5 protein-coding genes and 1 pseudogene are annotated in these 3,803 nt (G+C 34.1%); 1 reads left to right on the top strand and 5 read right to left on the bottom strand.

Annotated elements, in window-relative coordinates:
- Positions 1-396: 396 nt before the first annotated feature.
- Positions 397-666 (bottom strand): zinc ribbon domain-containing protein, encoded by a 270-nt coding sequence (locus tag AC1DUW_RS23090; RefSeq protein WP_053345447.1) that lies wholly within the window; start codon positions 664-666, stop codon positions 397-399.
- A 590-nt stretch (positions 667-1,256) separates the two neighbouring features.
- Here AC1DUW_RS23090 and AC1DUW_RS23085 point away from each other — a divergent pair.
- Entirely contained in the window at positions 1,257-1,874 is a 618-nt protein-coding gene (locus AC1DUW_RS23085; protein ID WP_053345446.1) for a DUF421 domain-containing protein, read from the top strand.
- Positions 1,875-2,125: 251 nt separating this feature from the next.
- On the opposite strand, the gene AC1DUW_RS23080 is transcribed toward AC1DUW_RS23085, so the two are convergent.
- The 4 genes and pseudogenes from AC1DUW_RS23080 to AC1DUW_RS23065 form a co-directional block, all read right to left on the bottom strand.
- Positions 2,126-2,341 carry a hypothetical protein gene (locus tag AC1DUW_RS23080; protein ID WP_477643555.1) on the bottom strand — a complete coding sequence of 72 codons (216 nt, stop codon included), beginning with the start codon at positions 2,339-2,341 and terminating at the stop codon, positions 2,126-2,128.
- A gap of 176 nt (positions 2,342-2,517) precedes the next feature.
- Entirely contained in the window at positions 2,518-2,658 is a 141-nt protein-coding gene (gene fbpA, locus AC1DUW_RS23075) for a Fur-regulated basic protein FbpA (protein ID WP_083450694.1), read from the bottom strand.
- Positions 2,655-2,890: pseudogene (locus AC1DUW_RS23070) on the bottom strand (ERCC4 domain-containing protein); the annotation flags it as partial. The pseudogene AC1DUW_RS23070 and the gene fbpA, both read right to left, overlap by 4 nt.
- 83 nt (positions 2,891-2,973) lie before the next feature.
- Positions 2,974-3,803 (bottom strand): hypothetical protein (locus AC1DUW_RS23065; protein ID WP_477643554.1); only part of this gene is annotated, 830 nt, incomplete at its 5' end.

Below are 3,803 nucleotides of genomic sequence, written 5' to 3'. Positions count from 1 at the left end.
GGAGTAACATCAGGAAAATACAGATTTACAACGGTAAAGAAATCCAAATATAAAAAGCCTAATTTCTCGCTTTTAACASCGAGAAATTAGGCTTTAGTTACTTCATTAAAGCGCCCGATTACGGAATATCTTTTAGTTGTCTTATTGAAGATAAGCATCTGTTAGTTGAAGTAATTTACATAAATTCTTCGTTAGTGAAATAAAAAAAGCCCTCCAATTGGCAGTTAGAACTCTACTCATGCACCTTAGAGAATTACAACTCCTGCGTTATTCCAATAATTTAAGATTCCAGTTTTTTTCTCGGACGGATGGGATTGTTTGATTAGGTAATATTCCAACCACCTGATTTTGGTTTTGATTTCGTTTTCATATTCATCACCTGCACAATTTTGTGTTTTAGCGCCAGCGCTCTAATTTTTTTAAGAATTTTTTTGTATACATTTTATTGAGAAAAAATTTTTCAACCCGATTCATATCTGATTCCTGAAACCTTTTTAAACTGAATGCATAAAATTCATCGAATGTTACATCAGGCTGTATCCATTTACCATTTTCGTAACAATAGTGACAGTATTTTTCTGACGGTGTCCCATCCTTTTCAGTTCCAAAGTCACTTGACACTTTCATGGGCATTCCACAGCTTTGACACATGTTTGGTTTTGCCATTTTTATTCCTCCGATTTTGTTAAGCTTTGAATTTGTCATCATTCACATTTACGAGTTTAAACTGATTCGCCGATGCACATCCATCATATTTATTTCATCTATGAAATCGAGTAAATGGCCCTTATTAGGGATTCCATTTATACGTAATTCATCTAATTATATAGATGATTCATATCAGTTGCAATGGTTGCCAATTGTGTACTCATTCTTGCGACCGCTTCATCGGCACTGAATCAGAAGTGCTAAATAAGTGCCTTTCTATCAGCCCTAAGTTAAAACAGGCTAACGATATATATCAAGACCTTTTATTACACATTTGAACACAAGGACGGAAATTAGAGAGTTTTCAAATGTGTTTAGGAACAGTAGAGTAAAGTAAAGTAAACGCTCCACTTGCCTGTACTGTTGTCAAAAATCAATCAACAAAGTTTCTTGTTCTTCTCGGGAATAGCCCATATCGTTGATACCTTCCTTTCCCTCGATCTGCGATATCGTTCGTCTGTGTCCCGCATTATTTTTATCAAAACTGTATATCAACTAACTATTAATCAAAGACTATATAGCACCAAGTAACGTGGCGGTGCTATATTATGGATATAAGTTGGATATGGAAAACGATGTTAATTGTCATCTTTGGAATATTATTAATACGCATTTCAGGTAGAAGGTCTGTCTCCAAAATGACTACTGAAACAACTGTTATCATGATTTTTATAGGGACCCTTTTAATACACCCTGTTATTGGCGAAAATCTTTGGGTTACTTTTGCGATTGCAACCATTCTCATTGGAACTTTACTACTAATTGAATACATCCAAATGAAATGGGATGTTGCCGAAATTTTTTTAACTGGCAAGTCAAAGATTGTTATCGAGAATGGCTCAATAAATGAAAAAAATTTAATAAAACTTCGACTTTCTGTTGATGCACTTGAAATGCTCCTACGACAAAATGGGATAGAAAATATAAAAGATGTACAATGGGCCACTATCGAACCCAGTGGACAATTAGGATATTTACTTACTAATAATAAGAAATTCGCAACCAAAGAAGATATAGAAAAAATTCAGCATGCACTTACACAACTCTCCACCAAATTAAATATTAATTCGAAAATGCAATCAGAAAATAAACCTGATGAAACAAGATTAAATCTTTTTTCCAAAATTAAAGAAGGGGACTCATCTTATCCCAAACGTCTTAAATAATCTGCCTTTTCCCATCTGCCTTAAAATTAGTAAAATTGGATTAGTCAGGCCCTACTATGTTGTAATGACAGGCACTTAAAGTCTGATTACCACTAACAAGAGAGAGGAAAGAAGCCTATCAAGTGAAAAATTGTTTTACAGTTCGTTGAGGATTATCAGATTAAAAAACGGTGTAATAAGTAATATTTCAAACTGGGAATGTTGGAATATGAACATTTTATACAGCCTTTCCATCAAAACAGATAATATTTTTATCTTTCAATCTTTGACACATATATTAAAATGAGCAGAACACCTATTTCTCCCTCTTTTACCTTGAATCTCCTCTGTTCGAATAAAAGATTATGAAGCACTTCAGATTGAGGATTTTGCTGTTTAAAAGGAGAAATAACATCATTAATAGCTTGCTCAGCTTCATACTTCCTTTGACGACGAATGATAACCGGTTGAATTTTTTTTGCCATCAATAACAGTCCTCCTCTACTCTTCCAAATAACCCGACATAACAAAAATGTTTCTGAATGCACGAGTCAACCTATCCTTTTTTCTCTTTACCAGAGACTTCTTCAACCGACGTTTTCCTTTACGAGTCATGTATTTTCCTCGCTTTGGCTTTTGCTTTTTAAGTATCAAATATGCTTTCTTATTCGGATAAGGAAAGTTCATATAATTGTCGACCCTCAGGAGTTTTGAAATAATTCATTTTCAAAAGTTCAGATTTAAAATAACCCCTTTGCAACTCTATCGATTTATTTAATTGATTAGTAGATACAGAACTGATCATATAAAACCTCTTTTCAACAACTCACGAGTCATATAGTAAAATGATGGTAAATGTAATTGCCGGTTGCACCAGGAGCTAAGAAAACAGTTGAGAAATTATATCGAACTTCAAATGTTTTCAAGCTTCCTAGCAGCGACTTCGGCTTATATTTGCTCCGGTACAATCCGTTTAAAATTTTCGAGTATCCTTCCAGGTCCTCACAAATTAGGACAAAAGGATTTTTTGAAACCCGAAAACAAATAAAAGAGACCACTTGCTGTGGTCTACTATATTGCATCCTCCAATTAATTTAAGGGCGACACACATTATTCAAATTCAAAATTCTTTTCGAAGCTCGATTATATATGAACTGTCTACCCCTAATAGTTCCGCTAATTCGTTTTCTGTCGCTTTTGGGTGCTCTTTCAGCAATTGTTTAAGCTTTTTCTTTTTAGATTTCCGCTCTGTTTTTGCTTTCTGCAACGATTTTTCTTCTTTAGCTTGTGGTTCACTTTGATGGTTGGTTGATTGAGATACTAGCCACGAATCAACTTTTTCTTTGTACTCAGTCAATGTTTGATTATTTTTATTGGTTGCTTTCATTTTGCCTTTTTGCTTATGAAGTTCTGCATTTTTTTTTGTGCTGTTTTCAAGTCTTGCAGCTAATACCTCTTTTAAATCTTTTAGCTGCACTTCTCGTTCAACTATTTGCCCGCTTAACGAATCAATTTTTTCTTTGTACTCACCAATCAATGCTTGATTATTTTCATTGGTTACTTTCATTGCGTCTACTTGCCCGCTTAACGAATCAATTTTTTCTTTGTATTCACCAATCAATGATTGATTATTTTCATTGGTTACTTTCATTGCGTCTACTTGCTTATGAAGTTCTACATTTTCTTTTGTGCTGTTTTCAAGTCTTGCAGCTAATGCCTCTTTTAAATCTTTTAGCTGCACTTCTCGTTCAACTACTAGCCCGCTTAACGAATTAATTTTWTCTTTGTACTCTCCAATCAATGATTGATTATTTTTATTGGTTACTTTCATTGCGTCTACTTGCTTATGAAGTTCTGCATTTTCTTTTGTGCTGTTTTCAAGTCTTGCAGCTAATGCCTCTTTTAAATCTTTTAGCTGCACTTCTCGTTCAAATGCTAGCCCGCTTAACG

The sequence above is a fragment of the Peribacillus sp. P4_C12 genome, from assembly GCF_056402095.1.
Note: the sequence above shows the minus strand (reverse complement) of the source record. Positions and strands in the feature narration are given on the sequence as shown.